Source organism: Lysinibacillus sp. FW301-JW8 (genome assembly GCF_058788755.1).
In genome coordinates, this window is sequence record NZ_JBYTBB010000009.1 from 1 (window position 1) to 17,899 (window position 17,899).

General features: G+C 36.6%; 13 protein-coding genes and 1 rRNA gene. 6 read left to right on the plus strand and 8 right to left on the minus strand.

Annotated elements, in window-relative coordinates; genetic code table 11:
* From AC3WOM_RS05585 to dnaA, 8 genes are all read right to left on the minus strand, one after another.
* Positions 1-276 (minus strand): 16S ribosomal RNA (locus AC3WOM_RS05585); the annotation flags it as partial.
* 1,044 nt (positions 277-1,320) lie between these two features.
* Positions 1,321-2,400, minus strand: a complete 1,080-nt coding sequence (locus AC3WOM_RS05590) for an HD-GYP domain-containing protein (RefSeq protein WP_492445511.1) — start codon at positions 2,398-2,400, stop codon at positions 1,321-1,323.
* A 141-nt stretch (positions 2,401-2,541) separates the two neighbouring features.
* Positions 2,542-5,010 carry a DNA gyrase subunit A gene (gyrA, locus tag AC3WOM_RS05595; RefSeq protein WP_492445512.1) on the minus strand — a complete coding sequence of 823 codons (2,469 nt, stop codon included), beginning with the start codon at positions 5,008-5,010 and terminating at the stop codon, positions 2,542-2,544.
* Positions 5,011-5,035: 25 nt separating this feature from the next.
* Positions 5,036-6,970, minus strand: a complete 1,935-nt coding sequence (gyrB, locus tag AC3WOM_RS05600) for a DNA topoisomerase (ATP-hydrolyzing) subunit B (RefSeq protein ID WP_492445514.1) — start codon at positions 6,968-6,970, stop codon at positions 5,036-5,038.
* A gap of 91 nt (positions 6,971-7,061) precedes the next feature.
* On the minus strand, positions 7,062-8,177 hold the full coding sequence (recF, locus tag AC3WOM_RS05605) for a DNA replication/repair protein RecF (RefSeq protein WP_492445516.1): 1,116 nt from the start codon (positions 8,175-8,177) through the stop codon (positions 7,062-7,064).
* Between the two features lie 3 nt (positions 8,178-8,180).
* A complete protein-coding gene (gene yaaA / locus AC3WOM_RS05610) occupies positions 8,181-8,405 on the minus strand; it encodes a S4 domain-containing protein YaaA (protein ID WP_427543795.1) in 225 nt (74 codons plus the stop codon).
* 166 nt (positions 8,406-8,571) lie between these two features.
* Positions 8,572-9,708, minus strand: a complete 1,137-nt coding sequence (gene dnaN / locus AC3WOM_RS05615) for a DNA polymerase III subunit beta (RefSeq protein ID WP_427543798.1) — start codon at positions 9,706-9,708, stop codon at positions 8,572-8,574.
* Positions 9,709-9,876: 168 nt separating this feature from the next.
* The gene (gene dnaA / locus AC3WOM_RS05620; RefSeq protein WP_427543801.1) at positions 9,877-11,226 is read right to left on the minus strand and encodes a chromosomal replication initiator protein DnaA; all 1,350 of its coding nucleotides are present in this window, start codon (positions 11,224-11,226) and stop codon (positions 9,877-9,879) included.
* Between the two features lie 595 nt (positions 11,227-11,821).
* Between dnaA and rpmH the strand changes: the two genes are divergently transcribed.
* The 6 genes from rpmH to mnmG all read left to right on the plus strand — a co-directional run bounded on the left by rpmH (position 11,822) and on the right by mnmG (position 17,827).
* Positions 11,822-11,956 carry a 50S ribosomal protein L34 gene (rpmH, locus tag AC3WOM_RS05625; RefSeq protein ID WP_004233310.1) on the plus strand — a complete coding sequence of 45 codons (135 nt, stop codon included), beginning with the start codon at positions 11,822-11,824 and terminating at the stop codon, positions 11,954-11,956.
* Positions 11,957-12,056: 100 nt separating this feature from the next.
* Positions 12,057-12,401 (plus strand): ribonuclease P protein component, encoded by a 345-nt coding sequence (gene rnpA, locus AC3WOM_RS05630; RefSeq protein ID WP_427543804.1) that lies wholly within the window; start codon positions 12,057-12,059, stop codon positions 12,399-12,401.
* Positions 12,402-12,696: 295 nt separating this feature from the next.
* Entirely contained in the window at positions 12,697-13,467 is a 771-nt protein-coding gene (gene yidC, locus AC3WOM_RS05635; RefSeq protein ID WP_492445517.1) for a membrane protein insertase YidC, read from the plus strand.
* Complete coding sequence (gene jag / locus AC3WOM_RS05640; RefSeq protein ID WP_492445519.1) at positions 13,464-14,267, plus strand: RNA-binding cell elongation regulator Jag/EloR; 804 nt, start codon at positions 13,464-13,466, stop codon at positions 14,265-14,267. Before yidC ends, jag begins: the two co-directional genes overlap by 4 nt.
* A 253-nt stretch (positions 14,268-14,520) precedes the next feature.
* Positions 14,521-15,906: a tRNA uridine-5-carboxymethylaminomethyl(34) synthesis GTPase MnmE gene (mnmE, locus tag AC3WOM_RS05645; protein ID WP_427543813.1), complete on the plus strand. Its 1,386-nt coding sequence runs from the start codon at positions 14,521-14,523 to the stop codon at positions 15,904-15,906.
* 28 nt (positions 15,907-15,934) lie between these two features.
* Positions 15,935-17,827, plus strand: a complete 1,893-nt coding sequence (gene mnmG, locus AC3WOM_RS05650) for a tRNA uridine-5-carboxymethylaminomethyl(34) synthesis enzyme MnmG (protein ID WP_427543816.1) — start codon at positions 15,935-15,937, stop codon at positions 17,825-17,827.
* Positions 17,828-17,899 lie beyond the last annotated feature (72 nt).

The window sequence follows — 17,899 nt, forward strand, 5'->3', positions numbered from 1 at the left end:
AGCCATTACCTCACCAACTAGCTAATGCGCCGCGGGCCCATCCTATAGCGACAGCCGAAACCGTCTTTTAATAGTTCGCCATGAGGTGAACTAGATTATTCGGTATTAGCCCCGGTTTCCCGGAGTTATCCCAAACTATAGGGTAGGTTGCCCACGTGTTACTCACCCGTCCGCCGCTAACGTCAAAGGAGCAAGCTCCTTCTCTGTTCGCTCGACTTGCATGTATTAGGCACGCCGCCAGCGTTCGTCCTGAGCCAGGATCAAACTCTCCATAAAAGAAATTTGATTAGCTCAAATTGTTTTGCTGGCATCAATTTTGATGTCCAAAATTTTTGTTTTGTTCACCAGCAGAAGCTAGCTACTAAAAACTTGATTGATTACGTTTTGCTTGTTCAGTTTTCAAGGTTCATTTACTTCAATTTCAGTGTCACCTTTTGGCGACTCACTAATAATATCAATATTCTATAACTATGTCAACACTTTCTCAAAAAAATATATAGTTTTTTATAATTAACTATTTCATTCCTATATCTACTTAGTAATTAAAAGATACTTACATACTATACTATATTATTTATTGATTATATAATTTTACACAGATACATCCTTCCATTGAACAGACTTAATCCTGCCAATGTTAAAAACTTAGAAAGACTTTATCAGTAGTCAATTTTAGTGCTTAGTGTCTTAATATTGTTTAACCATATATATATTAAGAAGAACTATAGTTAAGGTAATATGCATCCATTCAAAAATAAGTTATGTATATACTAAAAAAGGAAGATAACTAGATTGTCCCAAAAGCATAATTGTTTACATCCAGTAAAAACACATTGAAATATTTACATTTTTACTTACATATCTATTTTGATTTCGAACTTTACACGCTACTAGCCCCTTATCTAAGAGTTATTTGTAGATATTGAATATGAAAATATCTTAATCAATGAAAGAGCGTTTTCTGCAACTAATGGACCACACACATTGTTCTTGCATTTGCGCTTTTTTATGGATGTCTCAATCTTAACATCACTTTGCAAAGAACATATTTATAGATTTCAAGGTACAATCTCTTTCTTTCTAGGTTTAAAGAAAGCGCATTTCCTTTAATGAATATTTACATTCATCTACATCAGCCTTATGATTCCCCTCTTGTTCTCCTCTTATATAATATTTTATAAGCTTACATATTGTAATCAGATTCTCCCCTTTTCGCTCATAGAAAATCCCCTCCAAGCAATTGTTTCGACTATTACTATAGCCATTTTTCAACACTTACTTAGAAGGGATAATTTATCATCGATTGTCATTCATTTAATATTAATTCGTTATAATACGTGAAATATAAAATGTCCGATTTTTTCCTAAATCAAAAATCTCACCTGAAAGGCATAATTTAATAAGTGGCCGTGTTGGTGCAAATTTATTTACAAACATTACTTCCCCACGTTCCAAATTAGACAGTTCTACGATTGTACCTATTGGTAAGTCAGCAACAATATCAATAAGTGCTCGAACTACTTTAATATCAAATTTTCCAAATTCGGATTCATTAATCATTTCAATTACTTTAAAGGACGATTGCTTAGCTCTATATACACGTTCACACGTCATTGCATGAAAAACATCTGCAACTGCTATAATTTGAGCAAACATAGAAATGTTAGCTATTTTCTCAGCCTTTGGATAACCGCTCCCATTTAAACGCTCATGGTGTTGAAAAATTGCTTCCTTCATTGTTTCTTTTAAGATTGTTAAATCCTTGACCATATTATAGCTATACGTCGGATGCTTATAAATTTCATCAAATTCCTTTTCTGTTAAGGTTGTTTTCTTATCGCGAATCCGAGGATGAATTTTTGCCATTCCACAATCCGCTAACAGTCCTCCAATGGCAACTTGAATCGTCGTTCCTCTATCATGACCTAATTTTTGTGCTATCACCGATGAAATCAATGCAGTTGCGACACAATGATGATATAAATAATCTTTAGGGTTTGAATACTCATTTAAATCAAAGATGATTGTACGATCTTCTAACACCATTTCCACTAATGGCAAAATAATTGAACGTGCTTTGGCAATATCAACTTTTGCACCAGCTTCCCAATTTTTAAATTCTTTTTTAAATTGCTCGACAGAATTATCATAGACTCTCTTAAAAGTTGGAACAGCCTCAGGTGGTACGACTAAATCCGTTTCACTTACTTCAGATTGTTGGTCCGTACCATCCTTGTAAACAGAAACTCTTGAAATATTAAAAGCAAAAAAGACTTGTAAATGCTCATGAGAAATGATTGTGTTTTTAAATATTATAGGATATTGTGTATTTGCAAAAATATCCTCAGAAATTACTTTACCTACACGCAACTCCGATATTGGGACATGTATAGTTTCCATGCAATTAACACCTCTTCACTATTTCGCTTTCTTTACAGTTAATTTCATTTTATCATGGAATTCAAAATAATTACTTATTTTTCATGATTTATGCTAAAAAACCGACGACTGCAATTTTCACTGCCGTCATCGGTCCCTTTATTATTCTTCTATTTCATCATTTTCTTCATTAGTTTCATCTTCTTTTTCAACCTTTGCTACAGTTGCCACAAGCTCGTCATCCCCTAAACGAATTAAACGAACTCCCTGCGTACTACGACCAATTAATGAAATATCATTGATATCCATACGAATTAACATACCATTAATTGTAATAAGCATTAGATCCTCAGATCCATCAACAGTTTTTACAGCTACCATTGGACCGTTTTTATCAGTGATTTGCATTGTTTTTAACCCTACACCACCACGGCTCTGTAGACGATATTCTTCTTCAGAAGTACGTTTACCGTATCCTTTTTCCGTAACAACTAAGATTTCCTGACCTGGTTCTATGATTTCCATACCAACTACTTCGTCACCATCACGTAATTTGATACCACGCACACCGCCAGCAGTACGTCCCATTGAGCGAATATCATCTTCTTGGAAACGAACGAGCATCCCATCACGAGTACCTATTATGACTTGCTTATCGCCATCAGTTAAACGAACTGAAATGAGATCATCATCTTCCCGTAAACTAATAGCTATTAAACCATTGGTGCGGATATTAGCAAACTGAGATACTGGTGTACGCTTTGTAATACCTGTCTTAGTAGTAAAGATGAAGTATGCATCTTCATCATCAAATGAACCTACACGGATCATCGCTGTTACCTTTTCACCTTTTTCAATATTAAGTAAGTTAACAATCGGTAATCCTTTCGCTGTACGACCAAATTCCGGAATTTCATAACCTTTTGCTCTAAATACTTTTCCTTTTGAAGTGAAAAATAAAATTGTATCGTGCGTGGATGTATTCATAAGGTGCTCTACAAAATCATCTTCATTTGTACCCATTCCTTGCACACCACGACCACCACGTTTTTGACTGCGATATGTATTTGCAGCTAAACGTTTAATATATCCATTGTGCGTTAAGGTTACGACCGAATTTTCGACTGGAATTAAATCCTCGTCCTCAATCATTTCTATACCGCCAGAAGTAATTTCAGTACGACGTTTATCGTTAAAGCGTTCTTTCAATTCTAAAATTTCTGTACGAATAATATCGACAATTTTCGCTCCATCTGCAAGAATCGCCTTTAACTCAGCAATCAGTACTTGAAGCTCTTGATATTCTGCTTCAATTTTTTCACGCTCTAATCCACTTAAACGGACTAAACGCATATCTAAGATTGCTTGTGCTTGACGTTCTGATAAATTAAAACGCTCCATCAATTGTGGCTTCGCTTCTTCACCGCTGCGGGAACCACGAATAATAGCAATAATTTCGTCAATATGATCAAGCGCAATGCGCAAGCCCTCTAAGATATGTGCACGATCTTCAGCTTTCCTTAAGTCAAATTCTGTACGACGGCGAATAATAACCTTTTGGTGTTCTAAATAATGATGTAGCATCTCTTTAAGGCCCATCACTTTTGGCTGACCATTTACTAATGACAGCATATTAATACCGAAACTCGACTGCATAGCTGTTTGTTTATATAAATTATTTAATACTACATTGGCATTCGAATCTTTACGTATTTCTATGACTACTCGCATACCACGACGATCAGATTCATCACGTAGATTTGTGATACCATCAATTTTTTTATCGCGAACAAGCTCTGCTATTTTTTCAATAAGCTTAGCTTTATTCACTTGGTACGGTAATTCATGTATAAGAATAGTTTCCCTACCATTCGATTTCTGTTCAATCTCTACTTTCGCACGAATAATAATTGAGCCACGACCTGTTTCGTATGCACGACGAATACCACTTCGACCTAAAATTAACCCACCTGTTGGAAAATCAGGACCAGGGATAATTTCCATTAATTCTTCAGTTGTAATAGCAGGATTTTCAGAAAGTGCTATTACTGCATCAATCGTTTCTCCAAGCTGATGCGGCGGAATATTCGTGGCCATACCAACCGCAATTCCTGCCGCACCGTTTACTAATAAGTTAGGATAACGACTTGGTAGTACAACAGGCTCTTTCTCTGATCCATCATAGTTATCTGTGTAGTCAATTGTGTCTTTATTAATATCGCGAAGCATCTCCATGGCAATACGTGACATACGTGATTCCGTATAACGCATTGCAGCAGCACCATCTCCATCCACAGATCCAAAGTTACCATGACCATCAACTAACATGTAACGATAACTGAAATCTTGCGCCATACGTACCATCGCATCGTAGATTGAAGAGTCACCATGTGGATGGTATTTACCCATTACATCCCCAACAATACGTGCTGATTTTTTGTACGGTTTATCTGCTGTATTCCCAAGCTCCTGCATACCATATAAAATACGGCGATGTACAGGCTTTAATCCATCACGTACATCAGGTAATGCACGTGAAACAATAACACTCATTGCATAATCAAGAAAGGATGTTTCAATTTCTTCTGTGATATTAACTCCTTTAACACCGGAGCGTTCTTGTTCTGACAAAGTGTAGACCTCCTCTCAAGAAAAATTAAATATCTAAATTAGCGTATACAGCATTTTCTTCGATAAATTGACGACGTGGTTCAACTTCATCGCCCATTAAACGCTCAAATGCTTGATTTGCTTTAATGGCATCATCTAATTCTACTTGTAATAATGTACGATGCTCAGGATCCATTGTCGTTTCCCAAAGCTGTACTGCATTCATTTCACCTAAACCTTTATAACGCTGTACATTCGGTTTTGGCATTTTCGGTAGTCGCTCAAGAATTTCTTTGAGTGTTTCATCATCATAGCAATACTCAACATGTTTGCCCTGCTTTACTTGATAAAGTGGTGGTTGGGCAATATAAATATAGCCTGCCTCTATTAAAGGGCGAAGGAAACGGAAGAAGAATGTTAGCAATAATGTACGAATATGTGCACCATCAACATCGGCATCTGTCATAATGACAATTTTATGGTAACGTGCCTTTTCTAAATTAAATTCTTCCCCAATACCTGTACCGAATGCCGTAATCATTGCACGTATTTCAGCATTCGATAAAATTTTATCTAATCTTGCTTTTTCAACGTTCAGGATTTTACCACGTAACGGTAGGATTGCTTGGAAATGACGATCACGTCCAGATTTTGCAGAACCACCAGCGGAATCACCCTCAACGATATAAATTTCACATTCTGCCGGATTTGTAGATGAACAATCAGCTAATTTACCAGGTAAGCTGGATACTTCAAGAGCATTTTTTCGGCGTGTAAATTCACGTGCCTTCTTTGCAGCTACACGAGCACGGGCAGCCATTAAACCTTTTTCAACAATTTTACGAGCAATTGTTGGGTTCTCTAACATAAAACGTTCAAAACCATCTGAGAATAGAGAATTGGTAATTTGGCTGACTTCAGAGTTACCAAGTTTAGTTTTAGTTTGCCCTTCAAATTGTGGATCAGGGTGCTTAATGGAAACAATAGCTGTTAGCCCTTCACGAACATCCTCACCAGTAAGATTAGCATCTGATTCTTTTAAAAGACTGCTTTTACGGGCGTAATCATTAATAACACGTGTAAGGGCTGTTTTAAAACCAGATTCATGGGTACCCCCTTCATACGTATTTATATTATTAGCAAATGAAAAAATATTAGAGGAGAAGCCAGCATTATATTGCATAGCAATTTCAACTGAAATACCATCCTTTTCTCCAAGAACATCAATTGGATCATGGATTGGCTCCTTCGATTGATTTAAATGCTCTACATAAGAACGAATACCACCTTCATAGTGATATGTAGTAGAACGTTCCTCATCTTCACGTTCATCAGCAATTATAATTTTTATACCACGATTTAAATAAGCTAATTCACGAATACGATGTGCTAAAATGTCATATTCATAAACAGTAGTTTCTTTAAATATTTCAGGGTCGGCTTTAAAACGTGTAGTTGTGCCATTATGATCTGTATCCCCAATAACTGTTAGCTGTTGAACAGTTTGACCGCGCTCAAATTTAATCTCATGAATATGACCTTCACGATGTACTTGAACAATTGTTTCAACTGATAATGCATTCACAACAGATGCCCCAACACCATGGAGACCACCAGATACTTTGTAGCCGCCGCCGCCGAACTTACCACCCGCATGTAGCACTGTCATAATAACCTCTACAGCAGGCTTACCCATTTTTTCTTGAATGCTTACTGGAATACCACGACCATTATCTTCTACTCGAATCCAATTGTCTTTTTCTATGGTTACTTTTATATCTGTACAGAATCCTGCTAGTGCTTCGTCAATACTATTATCAACAATTTCCCATACTAAATGGTGAAGCCCCTTAGAGCTTGTTGAGCCGATATACATACCAGGTCTTTTACGTACCGCTTCTAAACCCTCTAATACCTGTATCTGATCGGCATCATAAGCTTGATTTTGTAAACCTTCGTTCTCTATAGCCACGGCTTTCATCTACTCCTTCATAACATCATTTGTGTAAATGAATGAACAGTCAACCGAGCTGACTATTACCATTCTTTTGTAATCTAAAAAACTACCCGGACTAACTTTCTTCAATCGCTCCTTGTTTCACGTGGAACAGCTGTGCATGCTCCATTGTCTCATGATGAATTCCATCAACGCTTGTAGTCGTTACAAAGGTTTGAACCTCACCCTGAATGGTATTTAATAAATGCGATTGACGATAATCGTCGAGTTCCGACAATACATCATCTAAAAGTAGTATGGGTGTTTCATTTGTTTCTTGTTTAATTAATTCGATTTCAGCAAGTTTTAATGAAAGAGCGGTAGTACGTTGTTGTCCTTGCGAACCATAAGTCTGTACATCATAGCCGTTTACTAAAAACTGCAAATCATCTCGATGAGGGCCCACTAATGTTACTCCTCGATCAAACTCTCGCTCCTTAGCTTCAATCAGCTTTTTATGCAAGACATTTTCAATTTCACTGGAAGTATGATACTTTTCTATACCAGCTACTGTGCGATATTTGATAAGCAATATTTCCTTCCCTTGTGAAATACCTCCGTGAATTGGTTCTGCCCACTCTTGCAATAAATCCATAAATTGAAATCTTTTTCGAATAATTTGGGTAGCAGCGTGAATATATTGTTCATTATAGACCTCATACATCACGTCATCTGTCTTTGTTTTTCCTTGATTCATTTTTAAATAGTGGTTACGTTGTTTTAAAATTTTTTGAAAGGTTAATAAATCATGTAAATAAACAGGCGAAATTTGCCCAATCTCCATATCAATAAAACGTCGTCGAATTTGCGGACTCCCTTTTACAACATTCAAATCTTCGGGAGCAAACATCACGACATTCATTTGACCAATATAATGACTAAGGCGACTTTGCTCTATATGATTTATCTTACCCTTCTTGCCTTTTTTTGTAATCGTAAGCTCTATCGGTAAAATACCATGCCTTTTTTGAACGGCCCCTTCTATTTTACCATAGTCTGAATCCCAACGTATCAATTCTTTATCGTTCGTCGTTCGATGGGATTTAGCCATCGCCAATACGTAGATAGATTCCATTACATTTGTTTTTCCTTGCGCATTTTCACCAATGAAAACATTAATTTTTGGAGAGAATTTTAAAGCTAAGGCATCATAGTTACGGTAATTTGTAAGTTTTAACTGCTCTATATGCATATCTTACTGTCCAGTGGATCCAACGATACGAAATCGACCACATCCAGGAATATTAACGATGTCTCCGTCACGTAATTTACGACCACGGCGATCATCCACTTCTCCGTTAACATACACATCATTTTCATGTAAAAACCATTTCGCCATACCACCTGAGCTAATCGCATCGGTCATTTTTAAAAGTTGCCCTAATGTGACAAACTCCACATCAATTTTAATGTCCTTCATAGCTGTGTTCCCCTCCAAATTCAGACTGTCTATCTCTCTATCATACCTAAAAATCCATCATAAGTAAAAAAAGATAGCCGCAATTAGCGACTATCCTAATGTTTTCAAAGTCAATACAGTTGATCATTAAAGCATTTTGTTTTTCTATCGAAAGTACTTTGAATTTTTAATAAGTACGTACAGGTAAAATTAACTGTAGTATTGCATCATCATGAACAGAACGTAAAATAAATGGTCTCATTGCTCCTGTAAATTGGATGACTACATCTTGACCATCGATGGCTTTTAATGCCTCCATCATATATTTCGCACTAAAGGAAATTTTTAAGTTCTCCCCTTCAAGTAATTCTACTGGAATCTCCTCTTGTACTTTACCGATTTCTGGAGAATTAGAAGAAACTTCAACAGCTTGGTGGTCTAGAATTTCAAAACGCACAACATTATTACGATCACCTCGAGCAACGAGTGAAGCACGATCAATTGCTTGTAATAATGATTTCCCATTAATTGTTACATTTGTTTGATACTCCTCTGGAATTAAACGTGTTGTGTCCGGGTAGTTCCCTTCAAGCAGACGTGAGAAGAATAATACTTCTCCAGTTTTAAACAACACCTGTTGGCTCGTAATAACAATTTGAACAAGGTTCGTTGAATCTTCTAATACTTTATTTAACTCATTTAAGCTTTTTCCTGGAATAACGACACTATGTTCAACTTCAGGTAAATTTTCCAGCTGAACTTTCCGTCTTGCCAATCTGTGGCTATCTGTTGCAACACAGATTAATGCTTCATTTTTTATTTGCCAGTTTACACCTGTCAACACGGGTCTACTTTCTGAAGTAGCGACAGCGAATACTGTTTCACGGATAATAGACTTCAATAGGTCAGCAGGAATAGTAAATTTTTGATCTTCCGTTAATTCGGGTAATAATGGGTATTCTGCAGCATCTGATCCAATCAAATGAAATTCTGATTTCCCAGAACGGATATGCGTTTGAAAACCGGGTGTTACATGAATTTCAACCTCATTTGTTGGTAATTTACGTACGATTTCATTAAACATACGTGCTTGTACAACAATTGATCCTGTATCTGTAATATGAATGATTTGTTGTCCGTCCTCTTCAACTGGAATAAATGTTTGAATCGTAATATCAGCATCACTACCAGTTAGGCGAATTCCTTCCTCAGTAACGTCAATTTTTATCCCCGTTAAAATAGGTATCGTTGTTTTAGAACTTACAGCTTTCATGACATCATTTAAACCTTCTAATAAACGGTCACGTAAAATATCAAATTTCATTCGTTTTCCCTCACATATTTATATTATTTATTTATATAAAATAAAAAAGATATAGTAATAGGTCCTGTGGATTTGTGGATAAGTATATTTAAGTCAATAAAATCAGTCTATCCACATGTAGATAGACTGTGCATAAGTTTGTGTTTAAATAATTGAATTGTCCACAGATTATTTTCCTAACATGCTTCTTATTTGTTTAATATCTTGTTGTAGTTGAACATCATTTTTCAACATGGAAGATATTTTTTCGTGAGCATGTATAACAGTAGTATGATCACGTCCACCAAATTCTTCGCCAATTTTCGGCAGCGAGAAATCTGTTAATTCGCGGGATAAAAACATCGCAATTTGACGTGGGAAAGCAATTAATTTTGTACGTTTTTTGGCAGTAAAATCTTCTAAACGTATATTAAAATGCTCTCCTACTGCATTTTGAATGTCTAATATTGTGACAGTTCGTGGCTTCGAATTAGGAATGATATCCTTTAATGCTTCTGCAGCCAAAGTAGCATTAATATCCTTGTTTACTAGTGATGAATAGGCAACGACGCGAATAAGCGCACCTTCAAGCTCCCTAATATTGGAGTCGATCTGGTTCGCAATATAGAGCATTACCTCATTTGGCACTTCTAAACCGTCAGCCTTTGCTTTTTTTCGAAGGATAGCGATACGAGTTTCCAAATCCGGTGGTGCAATATCTGTGATTAATCCCCATTCAAAACGAGAACGTAAACGGTCTTCCAAAGTCGGAATTTCCTTTGGAGGACGGTCACTGGAAATAACAATTTGTTTTGATTCTTCATGCAATGTATTAAAAGTATGGAAAAATTCTTCCTGAGTTGATTCTTTTCCAGCTAAAAATTGAATATCATCAATTAGCAGTACATCTACATTGCGGTATTTGTTACGAAAATCGAGTGCCTTATTATCCCGAATTGAGTTAATAAATTCATTTGTAAATTTTTCAGATGATAAATAGACTACTTTGGCATTTGGGTTATGTTCTAAAACATAATGACCTATTGCATGCATTAAGTGTGTCTTGCCAAGCCCTACCCCCCCATAAATAAAAAATGGGTTATAAGCCTTCGCGGGCGCTTCAGCAACAGCAAGTGAGGCAGCATGTGCAAAGCGATTACCAGAGCCAATAACAAACGTATCAAAAGTATACTTCGGGTTTAACATACCTGGTGAAATATCATGGTGATCGTTATTTTTTGCTTGGATGATCGGCGCTGGTAAATCAAAATCGTCCGAATCCTGGTTTTTTTGAACAACAAATTTAATAAGCAAGTCTTCGCCTGTAAGCTCCGTTAATATACCTGTAATCAAATGAATATAATGATTCTCAAGCCAGTCTCGAGCAAACGAATTTGGCGCGGCTATTGTTACAGTAGAACCACTCCCATTATAAGTAAGTAGTTTTGTAGATTTTAGCCACGTTTCGAAGCTTGGTTTAGAAATTTTTTGTTCAACTTGAGCCAGGACATTATTCCATAGTTCTTCTAAATGTTCCAAGCTGCTAATCTCCTTTACAGTTCAATACAATTACAAAAAAATAATTCATTTATAAAATGGAAAATATGTTCATTTTACACTTCATCCACAAATTCACAATCTGTGGATAAAAGTTAACCAGAGGCTGTGATAAAAATTATCCACAGCATATCAACAGTTGTGGATAAAATAAAAGTCAATTTCAGTTTTCAACAAAGTGAAGCACAGTAATCGTATCAGAAAAACAAAGCTATTTCAATAGTTTACGAAACTTATCCACATACCATTCATTTATGCACTTCCTAGTTGTCCACAGCCTCTGTTTATGTTAAAAAGCTGTAGATAAATGTTGTGGATAAAAAAACATGCAAAAAATACTATACACAACTCTGTGTAAAAAAAACAAGTCCCCTGTGGATAATTTATTTTTATTTAAGAGACAGGAAGACTAAGAACTAGAAACTAAACTAACATTTATGTTTCAATAAAAGGAGCAATAAAACTGGTTGACGAAAGAAATTTATGAAATTCATTGACAAAACAACTAGATGCTTTATATAATATTCAGGTCTGTATGTTGAAAAATTCAACTTTCATTCAGGAGGTGTCTATATAAATGAAACGTACTTACCAACCAAAAAAACGTAAGCACAGTAAAGTTCACGGTTTCCGCGCACGTATGAGCACGAAAAACGGTCGTAAAGTTCTTGCTGCTCGTCGTCGTAAAGGAAGAAAAGTTTTATCAGCATAAAATAAGTCCACTGAGCCACATCAGTGGTCTTTTTTTTCTTTATTTTTAGTAAAGCTAGAAATGAGGATCAAAAGATATTATCTAGTAGCAGGTGAAAGTAATGAAAAAACGCCAACGAGTAAAAAAAGATGAGGATTTTCAAAAGGTGTTTAAAAAAGGTAAATCTTTCGCTAATCGTCAGTTTGTTGTTTATTTTCTGATGAAAGAGGAACAAACTGAATTTCGTATAGGTTTATCAGTTAGTAAGAAGCTTGGGAATGCAGTAACCCGTAACCAGATTAAACGCTATATTCGACAAAGTATCCATGAGTTAAAGGATGAGCTTAAGCCGAATATGGACTATGTTATTATCGCCAGAAAACCGGCGGCCACTATGGATTTTCATGATGTGAAACAAAGTTTGCAGCATGTACTACGAATCGCAAAGGTATTGAAGAAAACGTAATACAGATGGCAACCAAAGTGGGAAAAGCACCTTTATTTTTTGAAGTATTTCTTTCGTAAAATAAAGAAAGAAATACACATAGGGGTATCTGTTTATGAGGTTTCACAGCAATATATGAAAAATTAGTAACATTACTTAAGTAAATAAGCGTATATTGTTAGAATATTTAGTAGAGTGAAACGTTATAGACATGATAAAATAACTGATAACTTTATTCAGAAGAAAACAAAAAATGAATAGAGTGGCACGAATATAGATTTAGAAAAAGTGAATAGTATTTGTAGGGGGAAGAAGGTTGAAGAAACAACTTTGGGTAATTTTGTCGCTAGTAACAGTAGCATTGCTGCTTTCTGGTTGTACAGAATTCAATGAACCAATTTCCAAAGATAGCACTGGCTTCTGGAATGAATTCATTGTTTGGCCGTTGGTATCAGCAATAAAATACTTTGCTGATCTGCTCGGTACGTATGCATGGGGAATCATTGCTGTAACGATTATTATTCGTTTGGCGATTCTGCCATTGATGATTAAACAAACGAAGAGCTCTAAAAAGATGCAAGAAATTCAGCCAAAATTGAAGGAACTGCAAAAGAAGTATGCTTCTAAGGATGCACAAACACAGCAGCAATATCAGCAAGAGATGATGAAGCTAATGAGTGAGTCAGGTGTAAATCCAGTTGCTGGATGTTTACCAGCGATCATTCAAATGCCAATTTTAATTGGTTTCTATCATGCAATTAGCCGTATGAATGCTTCAAAGGAGTTTGATTTAGGGAATTTCTTTATCTTCCCATTAGCAGATCCTGCACCAGCTTTAGCAATTACTGCAGGTTTAATGCAATTTATTGTATTACGTACGGGTCCAGCTATGGACAACCCTCAAATGAAAATGATGATGTATATTATGCCATTTATGATTATTGCTTTCGGTATGGCATTGCCAGCAGCATTACCGCTATACTGGATAATCGGTAATATTATCTCGATTATTCAAAACCTGTTTATTTATAAACCTTGGAATAAAGATAAAACACAACCTGCTCAAAATGGAGGGGCTAAAAAGTGAAACAACTTACGCAAATAGGCGCAACAACACAAGAAGCGATCTCATTGGCGTTACAGAAACTTGGCAAAACCCGTGAACAAGTAGATGTTGAAGTTTTACAAGAAGGTAAAAAAGGATTTTTAGGTTTTGGGGCACGTTCTGCAGAGATACGTGTGACAGTAAAGGAAGTACAGATTCCGATAGTTGAAACAGAGAAGGCTGAACAGCTAAATCTGAATCAATTGGAGGAACCAGCAGTAATAGATGATGTTGATACAAAAAGTTCACAAGTTTCTGAACAACCAAGTGAAATCGAAGCAGTTCAACAAGTCAAAGAAGAACCAGAAGAGGAAGAAGCCTCAGTTAATCCTATTGATGAGGCAAAAGCTTACTTAGTAAATATTGCTAAGCAATTAGATATCCATGATCTGGACATTGAAACGACACGTGAAGGAAAATATGTATTATTTCAGCTGAAATGTGAGAAAGCTGCACTACTTATAGGGAAACGTGGTCAAACATTAAATTCTCTACAGCAATTGACACAACTTGTATTAAATAAAAGTGCTAAGCAATTCTTGATGGTGAAATTAGATGTTGAAAACTATCGTGAACGTCGTCAAGAGGCTCTAGAGTTACTAGCAGATCGTATGGCAGATAAAGCACTTCGCTTAAATCAACGTGTAGAATTTGAGCCGATGCAATCATACGAAAGAAAAATTATTCATAATCAATTGGCAAATCGCCTTGATATTGAAACATACTCAGAGGGAACGGAGCCAAATCGTTATTTAGTAATTGAACCTGTAAAGAATGGTTAAGCTTCGAAAAAACATACAGACAACACACGAGTCATTTTATCGTTAAGATAAAATGGCTTTTTTTATCTTCATTTAGCAAATGTTTTTTGTATCGCATAGCTGCAGCTACACAGTAAAGTTCACTAGTTATTTATCCACAATTGGAAAATATCCTTACTTTAGATTTTGTTGAAAATATGTTAGTCTAAGGTGTTAGTAAGTTTTGGTCGGTTTTTAATTATCCACATGTGGATAACGTTGAGGAGGTCATTAAATGGAGTTTGATACAATTGCTGCGATATCCACACCAATGGGTGAGGGAGCCATAGCCATCGTCCGTTTAAGTGGAGATGAAGCAGTGGCAATTGCAGATAAAATATTCAGATCGCCTGGTGGAAAAAGCTTAACAACGAAGGCTACGCATACGATTCATTATGGGCATTTAGTCGATCCTAAAACAAATGAGGTTGTAGAGGAAGTAATGCTGTCATTAATGCGTGGACCAAAAACATTCACGCGTGAGGATGTAGTAGAAATAAATTGTCATGGCGGGCTAGTTTCTGTAAACAGAGTATTGAAATTAGTATTAACGAATGGAGCAAGATTAGCAGAGCCAGGTGAATTTACAAAACGAGCATTTTTAAATGGGCGTATTGATTTATCGCAAGCTGAAGCGGTAATGGATTTAATAAGAGCTAAGACAGACCGAGCGATGAATGTGGCTTTAGGTCAAATGGATGGGAAATTGTCGCGTTTAATAGGTGATTTACGTCAAGCATTACTAGAGACATTAGCACAAGTAGAGGTTAATATAGATTATCCTGAGTATGATGATGTAGAAGAGATGACAGTACCTGTATTAGTAGAAAAATGTACGTGGGTACGTAATGAAATTATGAAACTTCTGCAAACATCCTCTCAAGGAAAAATACTACGTGAAGGTTTATCTACTGTTATCTTAGGTCGCCCAAATGTCGGTAAATCTTCTCTTTTAAATAGTTTAGTCCAAGAGAATAAGGCCATTGTGACAGATATTGCAGGGACAACTCGTGATATTATAGAGGAGTACGTCAATGTACGTGGTGTACCACTACGTTTAGTGGATACAGCTGGAATTCGAGAAACAGAGGATATCGTTGAACGAATTGGTGTAGAACGTTCTCGTGAAGCTTTACGTGGAGCAGATTTAATTTTGTTTGTATTAAACTATGCTGATGAATTGACTACCGAGGATGAACGTTTATTCGAAACAATTGAGGCAATGGATTACATCGTTATTGTCAATAAAACAGATTTACCACAGAAAATTGATATAGCTCGAGTAAAAGAGTTAGCGGGTAGTCATCGTATTGTGACAACGTCTCTTTTACAAGAGGAAGGTATCACGGAATTAGAGGAAGCAATTGCGGCGCTATTCTTTGAAGGACAAATCGAAGCGGGCGATTTAACATATGTATCAAATGCAAGACACATTGCATTATTGCATCAAGCACAAGCGACGGTTGAGGATGCATTGGCTGCAGCACAAGCAGGCGTACCTGTAGATATGGTGCAAATAGATGTAACAAGAACTTGGGAAATACTTGGCGAAATTATTGGTGACACTGTGCAGGAAAGCCTAATTAATCAGCTATTTTCACAGTTCTGCTTAGGAAAATAAATTTACGAAAGAAAGGAAGATACGAGCTATGCCAACAAAATATGAGGCAGGCACGTTTGATGTTATCGTCATTGGCGCAGGCCATGCAGGTTCAGAAGCTGCTTATGCTGCTGCCAAAATGGGTGCTAACACACTGATGTTGACGATCAATTTAGATATGATTGCGTTTATGCCATGTAATCCATCAATTGGTGGTCCTGCAAAAGGTATTGTAGTAAGAGAAATTGACGCTTTAGGCGGAGCTATGGGGAAAGTTATTGATAAAACCCATATTCAAATGCGTATGTTAAATACAGGGAAAGGTCCTGCGGTACGAGCCTTACGAGCACAAGCAGACAAAGTTTTATACCAACAAGAAATGAAACGTGTGTTGGAGGAAACTGCGAATTTAACTATCCATCAAGGAATGGTGGAAGAGCTAATTATTGAGGATGGGGAAGTGAAAGGTGTCATTACACAAATTGGCGCTGCTTATCGTGCTAAAACAGTAATTGTCACAACAGGAACATTCCTTCGTGGTGAGATCATTATTGGAGATGTTAAATATTCAAGTGGTCCTAATAACCAACAGCCCTCTATTCGATTAGCTGATAATTTAAAAGAGCTTGGTTTTGATCTTGTTCGCTTCAAGACGGGAACTCCACCACGTGTGAACAGCCGTACAATTGATTACGACAAAACTGAAATCCAACCAGGAGATGATGTTCCACGTGCATTCAGCTTTGAAACGACTGAATTTATCATGGATCAACTTCCTTGCTGGTTAACCTATACAAGCCCTGAAACACACGAAATTATTGAGGCTAACTTACATCTATCTCCGATGTACTCAGGGATGATTAAAGGAACGGGACCGCGTTACTGTCCATCTATTGAAGACAAAGTTGTGCGTTTTAATGACAAACCGCGACACCAGATTTTCTTAGAGCCAGAAGGTCGCAATACACGCGAAGTCTATGTACAAGGTTTATCAACAAGTTTACCAGAGCATGTACAAACACGTTTACTAAAATCGATTCCTGGTTTAGAAAAGGCAGAAATGATGCGTGCTGGCTATGCTATCGAATATGATGCGATTGTGCCTACACAACTATGGCCAACGTTAGAAACAAAGCGCATTAAAGGGCTATATACAGCAGGTCAAATTAACGGAACATCTGGTTACGAGGAGGCAGCTGCTCAAGGCTTAATGGCAGGGATGAATGCTGCAGCAAACTCCCTTGGAAAAGAAGAGCTAATTTTAAGTCGCTCAAATGCTTATATTGGTGTATTAATCGATGACCTTGTAACAAAAGGTACAAATGAACCGTATCGCTTATTAACATCTCGTGCTGAATACCGTTTACTTCTTCGCCATGATAATGCTGATTTACGTTTAGTGGAGCTAGGGTATAAAATGGGTATGATTGCAGAAGAAAGATATGCTCAATTCAATGAGAAAAAAGAGCTGATTGAAAGTGAAATTGCACGTCTTCGTGAAATTATTATTAAACCAAATGAAGCGACACAGGCTGTTATTCGTTCTGTAGGCGGTAGTGAATTGAAAGATGGTATTCGTGGAGCGGATTTATTAAAACGTCCAGAGATGCATTATGAATTAATTTCTTCACTTATTCCTGCAGATGTTGAATTTTCGGAAGAAGAGAAGGAACAAATTGAGATTCAGCTTAAATATGAAGGTTATATTGAAAAAGCATTGCAACAAGTGGAAAAGCTTCATAAAATGGAAAATAAAAAAATCCCAGAAAATATTGATTATGATGCTATTTCAGGTTTAGCAACAGAAGCGCGTCAAAAATTAAAACAAGTTACACCACTTTCAATTGCGCAGGCCTCTCGTATTTCTGGTGTTAATCCAGCTGATATTTCCATTCTGCTTGTTTATATTGAACAAGGTAAGATAGCGAAAGTAAGCAGCTAATCATTAAGAACAGTAAAGTGAATAAGGGGCGGGCATACCTTTGTGCCCGCTTCCTATTTTTCAGGCTATGCT